The sequence below is a fragment of the Halochromatium sp. NSM3 genome, assembly GCF_059621085.1.
This window is the reverse complement of record NZ_JCAQIA010000093.1, coordinates 1-977: the sequence shown is the minus strand read 5'-3', so window position 1 is coordinate 977 and position 977 is coordinate 1. Positions and strand designations below refer to the sequence as shown.

The window sequence follows — 977 nt, the reverse complement described above, 5'->3', positions numbered from 1 at the left end:
AGAGGCTGTTTGGAAACTAAAGCCTTGATTTTTATAACATCATCTCCATGATATTCGGCGATAAGCAGTTCACTCGCCAGTTCATTGGGGGGCTTGCAATGAATCCAGAGCGGCATCCAACGCGCAAGGGCTCTGATAGCGACGTCACCGATGCGGAATGGGACATCATCGGTCCACTCCTCACTGAGGCCCAGGCGACGACCAAGGGTCGCCCGGTTGAACATGATCTTCGCGCCGTGCTCAATGCCATTTTCTACGTCAACAAGACGGGCTGCCAGTGGCGATCGCTGCCGAAGGATTTCCCGCCCCACTCGGTGGTGTTCTACCACGACACCAAGTGGCGCAAGGACGGCACCTTGGAGATCATTCACGACGTGTTGCGGCAGCTTGCACGCAAACGCGCCGGGCGTCACCCGCAACCATCAGGGGCGATCATCGATAGTCAAAGCGTCAAAGGCACCCCGGAATCACGCATCGAATCCGGGTTCGACGGCGGCAAGCTGATCCAGGGTCGCAAGCGCCACATTGTCGTCGATACAATGGGTTATCTGATCGTCGCGGTCGTGCACTCGGCGGGGATCAACGATGGCAAAGCCGCCCCCGAGGTGCTGGAGAAGCTGTTTCAAGCCGCCGACACCATCCGGAAGATCTGGGCCGACAGCGCCGACATTGGCCGAGAACTCCACGACTGGGTCCTTGCCCAGTTCCAGTGCGTCCTCGAGGTCGTGAAAAAGCAACAAGGAGCAAAGGGCTTTCATGTCCTCCCCCGTCGATGGGTGGTCGAACGCAGTTTCGCTTGGTTCTCTCGCGCACGTCGTTTGAGCAAAGACGACGAGCGTGATCCGAATTCGAGTCAAGCACAAATCTATATCGCTTCAATCCGGCTTCTGCTTCGCGACCTCTGCGACAATCAGATTGCTTATGCAACGTGATTGATATGAAACCCATTCCCTCCGACTTTCTAAACAGCCTCTAAG

Annotated in this window: 1 protein-coding gene; it reads left to right on the top strand. The window is 56.4% G+C overall.

Annotated features, from left to right (window positions below; translation table 11 throughout):
• Positions 1 to 47: 47 nt before the first annotated feature.
• Positions 48 to 932, top strand: a complete 885-nt coding sequence (locus tag AC54T3_RS17440) for an IS5 family transposase (RefSeq protein ID WP_496626578.1) — start codon at positions 48 to 50, stop codon at positions 930 to 932.
• The last annotated feature ends 45 nt before the right edge of the window (positions 933 to 977 follow it).